Annotated in this window: 6 protein-coding genes; all 6 read left to right on the forward strand. The window is 63.5% G+C overall.

Translation table 11 applies throughout. The features are described 5' to 3' along the window. Positions 1–491: GNAT family N-acetyltransferase (locus QZ213_RS23960; RefSeq protein ID WP_291688559.1), on the forward strand; the 491-nt coding region annotated here is incomplete at its 5' end. Between the two features lie 181 nt (positions 492–672). Then, positions 673–1149, forward strand: a complete 477-nt coding sequence (locus QZ213_RS23965; RefSeq protein ID WP_291688560.1) for a phasin — start codon at positions 673–675, stop codon at positions 1147–1149. A gap of 257 nt (positions 1150–1406) precedes the next feature. Beyond that, the gene (locus QZ213_RS23970; RefSeq protein WP_291688564.1) at positions 1407–2693 is read left to right on the forward strand and encodes a DUF445 family protein; all 1287 of its coding nucleotides are present in this window, start codon (positions 1407–1409) and stop codon (positions 2691–2693) included. A gap of 180 nt (positions 2694–2873) precedes the next feature. After that, complete coding sequence (locus QZ213_RS23975) at positions 2874–3644, forward strand: alpha/beta fold hydrolase (RefSeq protein ID WP_291688561.1); 771 nt, start codon at positions 2874–2876, stop codon at positions 3642–3644. 187 nt (positions 3645–3831) lie between these two features. After that, entirely contained in the window at positions 3832–4698 is an 867-nt protein-coding gene (gene paaX / locus QZ213_RS23980; protein WP_291688562.1) for a phenylacetic acid degradation operon negative regulatory protein PaaX, read from the forward strand. A 73-nt stretch (positions 4699–4771) separates the two neighbouring features. Continuing rightward, positions 4772–5484 (forward strand): 1,2-phenylacetyl-CoA epoxidase subunit PaaA (gene paaA, locus QZ213_RS23985; RefSeq protein ID WP_291688563.1); only part of this gene is annotated, 713 nt, incomplete at its 3' end.

A 5484-nucleotide genomic window follows, 5' to 3' on the forward strand; every position in this document is an offset into this window, starting at 1 on the left:
CGCGAAAACTGCCGGTGCACGATCTGTTGTTCCTGCCGCGTGACATCAGCGAACCCAAGGTGCTGGCCGCCTGGATCAAGGAGATCGAGCGCGGCGCGATCGTAAGCCTGCTCGCGGTGCAGACGGGCAGGGTGATCGGATGCGGCACGCTGGTGCGCGATCCCCTGTCGTGGTCGCCGCACGTCGGTGAAATCCGCAACGTCGTTGCTTTGGATGTACGCGGCCGAGGTGTCGGGCGGGCGCTGTCGCAGGAGATCTTTGCGCTGGCTTTGGGCGCGGGGCTCGAAAAGTTGGTGGTGCAGATGACGGTCGATCAAACCGGCGCCATCGCCATCTTTGAAGGCATGGGCTTCAAGGCCGAGGCTTTGTTGCGCGACCACGTGAAGGACAAGGCGGGCAAGGAGCACGATATCGTCGTGCTGGCGCATAATGTGGCGCAGGTCCGGGCCCAGATGGAAGCCTATGGGCTGCCGGAAGCGGTTCAGCCTTAGGGCAGGCTGCAAGCCGGTTTATCGGGCGGATTGCGCAGGGCTTGCGCTGATCACCAATTCGTGATATCGCAGCGCACCATATATATTGCAGTGCACCATTAACTATGCCATATAGGGATTGCCCCGGGCCAGTCCGGACGGGGTGAGCCCATAGCTCAAATCTGAGGATGGAGAAACCCCAATGACCACCGAAACCAATTCAGTGCTGAATTCCGTCAAGGAAGCTTTCGCGCCCGTCACCGACGCGCTCAAGAACCTCCAGAACCTGGAAGTTCCCGAGGCTGCCCGTGAGTTCGTGAAGAAGCAGACCGAAACCGCCAAGGAGCGTGCGGCCGACCTTCATGCCGGTTCGGAGAAGGTGACTGCCGCGATCGAGACCGCCGTTGCCGGTTCGGTCACCGAAGCCGCCAAGATCAGCCGCAACATCCAGAGTGCGCTTTATCAGGATGCCGAGGCTTTCTTCGCCGGCATCGACAAGCTGGCTTCCGCCAAGTCGCTCAACGAAGCGGTGCAGATCCAGTCCGATCTGCTGCGCTCGCGCGGCGAAGTGCTGGTGTCGCGGGCGAAGGCCTCGACCGAATATCTCGGCAAGCTCGTCGCCGACGGCGCCAAGACCGCCCAGGACAATTTCAGCAAGGTCTACACCAAGACCGCCTGATCGTCGTCTGACGGCCAACTGCTCTTTCGAAGGCTCGCTCAGGCGGGCCTTCTTTTTGTCCGCTATCCGCATAGATCAGGGTTGCATCCGCGTCATTGCGAGGAGCCGACGGGTCGCGCGAAGCGCGCCCGATGACAAGCTCCGCGACGAAGCAATCCAGCTTCGTCCGCGGCGCGATGGATTGCTTCGCTTCGCTCGCAACGACGAAGGCTGCTATCCTGCATCCGCGCGAACTTCAGCCTGTCCCGAAAGCCGCCATGACCGTCCCCGCCACCTTCTCCTTCGACGCGCCCGGCGACGCCGCGCGCGCCGCCGAGCTGCGGCGGGTCAAGGCGCTGGCGACGCTGGTGCTGACGGGCACGCTGGCGCTGTTCGTCACGGCAAAGGTGCTGCTGCCTCTGCATCCGGCGTTCGGTTTCGTCGCGGCGTTCGCGGAAGCCGCCACCATCGGTGGGCTCGCCGACTGGTACGCCGTGGTGGCGCTGTTCAAGAGGCCTTTGGGACTGCCGATCCCGCATACCGCGATTATCCAGGGCAATCAGCACCGCATCGCCGACAAGCTCGGCGAGTTCATCGAGGTGCATTTTCTCGAAGCCGCCCCCGTGGAAGCCAAGCTGCGCCAGATCGACTTCGGCTCGTTCATCGCCGACTGGCTGCGCGACCGCAAGCGCAGCGCCGATCTCGCCCGCTTCACGCTGCGCCTGCTGCCGGAGGCGGTCAGTGCTACGGAAACATCCGGCCTGATGAGTTTCATCACCCGCCGCATCACGATGCAGCTGCAATCGATCGATCTCGCGCCGCTCGCCGCCGGCACGCTGCGCGGCTTCGTGCAGGAAGGCAAGCATCAGGGTTTGCTCGACGATCTCCTGCGGGTGATGCATCAAACGCTGACCCAGCCTGACACCATGGCCGTGATCCGCGACAAGATCCGCGCCGAGTTGCCGACGCTGCTGAAGCTTTATCGCGCCGACAAATTCCTGGTGAACAGGATCGTGGCTTCCGCGACGAATTTCTTCGAGGAAGTGCGAAAAGACCCGCAACATCCATTCCGCGGCGAGTTCGATTCTATGTTGCTGTCGTTCGTCGACCGGCTCGGCACCGATCCGGCCTTCGCCGGCCGCATCGACGGATTGAAGCGCGACCTCCTGGCACGTCCCGAACTCGCCGAGCTTGCGAAGAATATCTGGTCCAACGCGCGCTCGTTCATCGAACGCAGCGCCAGCGGCGAAACGCAGGTGCTGCAGCAGCATCTTGCGGGAATGTTCGTCAAAGCGGGCGAGGCGCTGGCCGCCGATGCCGAGCTGCGCGCCGAGATCAATCAGGGTCTGGTCGCCGTGCTCAGGAGTTTCATCGCCGACCAGAAGAGCGGTGTCTCGACTTTCATTTCCGATCAGGTCAAGAGCTGGGACATGGGGCAACTGATTTCCCTGATCGAAATCAATATCGGCCGGGACCTGCAATACATCCGCTTCAACGGCTCGCTGATCGGCGGACTTGCCGGGCTCGCGCTCTATACCGCCGAGTTCCTGCTGCGGCTGTTGTGACTTTTGGATCACTGAACCCGTTTTTAAGTGTTGAGACCCATTGTCCCGTCGCGGGCCAGGCGCTTGAATGACGGAATCAGGGCCCATGGCTCTGAGGTTGTTGCAGTGCGGAACGATTTTGTGCGAGCCGCGTTTCGTTCGATCGATTGGGCCGTCTAGTGGTCCGGAAGAGGAAATACGATGTTCGTGACTGCCGATACGCTGCCCCCGCCGTCGAAAACCCTGATGTTTCTCGAGGGGCGGGCCTTCCATGAGCTTGGCGCGTTTCTCGGCGCATTGCCGCTGCTCAGCCTGGCGCCGAAGGGTGACGGACATCCGGTTCTGGTTTTGCCCGGGCTGGTCGCGTCCGACACCTCGACGCGTCCGCTGCGCAGCTTCTTGAAGAATCGCGGCTACGCCGTGAGCGGCTGGCGTCAGGGCCGTAATATGGGCCTGCGCGACGGCGTGGAGCACGCGATGGTCGATCTCGTGCACGAGCTCAGCGATGTCAGCGGTCGCAAGATCAGCCTGGTCGGCTGGAGCCTCGGCGGCCTTTACGCGCGACAATTGGCAAAAATGATGCCGGAGCGCGTGCGCTCGGTGATCACGCTCGGCAGTCCGTTCGCGGGCCACCCGAAGGCGACCAACGCCTGGCGCATCTATGAGATGGCGAGCGGGCGCCGCGCCGACGAAGAGGACACCCGGTTCGGCGGGCCACTTTCGGACACGCCGCCGGTGCCGACCACGGCGATCTTCAGCCGCACCGACGGCATCTGCGCCTGGCAGGGCTGCATGGAAAAGCCGTCCGCTGGTTGCGAGAATATCGAGGTCGAGAGCAGCCATTGCGGCATGGGCCATCATCCGGCCGCGGTCTACGCGGTGGCGGATCGTCTGGCGCAGCCCGAGGGCAACTGGGCGCCGTTCGACCGCAGCGGCTGGCGCAGCATCGTCTATCCAGATCCGACGCGGTAACCTCGGACGTTTTTCTTACCTCGCCCGCTTGCGGGGAGAGGTCGCCCGGCGAAGCGCAGCGAAGTCGGGCGGGTGAGGGGGACTCTCCGCACATTCGGTGTTCGCGGCAGCAGCCCCGCAAGAGCGGGGCGAGGGAGAAGTTGGCGTCGCGTTGTTACTTCCCGGGAAAAAGCGCTATGCGTTGATCATGCCGCATCCGCTTGCCCGCATCATCGACCAGCTCAAGCGCGAACCTTCGCGCACCGGCTCCCTCGTCATCACCGTGTTCGGGGACGCGATCGTGCCGCGCGGCGGGTCGGTTTGGCTCGGAACGTTGCTGGAGTTCTTCAGGATACTGGACGTCGACAGCGGCGTGGTGCGCACGGCGATGTCACGGCTTGCCGCCGATGGCTGGCTCGAGCGCGAGAAGGTCGGCCGCAACAGCTTTTATCGTCTGGTGAAGAAGGGGCGGCAAACCTTTGATGCCGCGACCAAACATATCTACGATCCGCAGCCGTCCGACTGGACCGGACGCTTCAAGCTCCTGTTGATCGGCAACGGCGAGGACCGCGACGCCTCGCGCGAGGCATTGAAGAATGCCGGCTTCGGCAGTCCGCTGCCGGGTGTGTGGGTCGCGCCTTCGGGCGTTCCGATCCCCGAGGAAGCGGCCAGCGCGATCCGGCTCGAAGTCTCCGCCGAGGACGACAGCGGCCGGCGCCTGCTCCGCGAAAGCTGGCCGCTCGATCGCACCGCGGACGCGTATCTGAAATTCATGAAGACCTTCGAGCCGTTGCGGGGGTGGATCGGGCGGCGCGAGCGGCTGTCGGAGGCCGACGCCTTCACCGCGCGGATCCTGCTGATCCACTATTACCGTCGGGTGGTATTGCGGGATCCGCTGTTACCGACGGCCTTGCTGCCGAACGACTGGCCGGGCAGGGCCGCCCGAACACTCTGCGGCGAGATCTATCGCGGGCTGTTGCCGCCTTCCGAAAAATGGCTGGATCGCAATGGGTTGAACGAAAACGGCCCGTTGCCCGCGGCCGGCGCCGAGCTGGCGCGCCGCTTCGGCGGCTGATATGTTACAGAAATATATTGCAGGTTGATATTTTTGTTATATATTTAGTCCCAACGATCGGGGAGGTCGGCGCATGTACACCCAGGCGCTCAATACGTCGGAAGCCGAAGAGCGCAATATCGAGGACGCCGGGCGCGCCGCGCAGTTTCAGGCGCGCATCGACGCCGAGGAGCGCATCGAGCCGAATGACTGGATGCCCGCGGCCTATCGCAAGACGCTGACCCGGCAGATTTCACAGCACGCCCATTCCGAAATCGTCGGCATGCTTCCGGAAGGCAACTGGATCACCCGCGCGCCGTCGCTGCGCCGCAAGGCCGCGCTGCTCGCCAAAGTGCAGGACGAGTGTGGCCACGGGCTTTACCTCTACGCCGCCGCCGAAACCCTCGGCACCTCGCGCGAAGAGCTGGTCGACCAGATGCTGGCCGGCAAGGCCAAGTATTCCTCGATCTTCAATTACCCGACACTGACCTGGGCCGACATCGGCGTGATCGGCTGGCTGGTCGATGGCGCGGCGATCATGAACCAGATTCCGCTATGCCGTTGTTCCTACGGTCCCTATGCGCGCGCGATGATCCGCGTCTGCAAGGAGGAATCCTTTCACCAGCGGCAGGGCTACGAGATCATGGTGACGCTGTCGCGCGGCTCCGACGAGCAGAAGGCGATGGCGCAGGAGGCGTTGAACCGCTGGTGGTGGCCCGTCCTGATGATGTTCGGGCCGCCCGACCAGGTCAGCCAGCACAGCGACACTTCCACGAAATGGAAGATCAAACGCTTCTCCAACGACGA

This window comes from Bradyrhizobium sp., from assembly GCF_017881085.1.
Classification (GTDB): Bacteria; Pseudomonadota; Alphaproteobacteria; order Rhizobiales; family Xanthobacteraceae; genus Bradyrhizobium.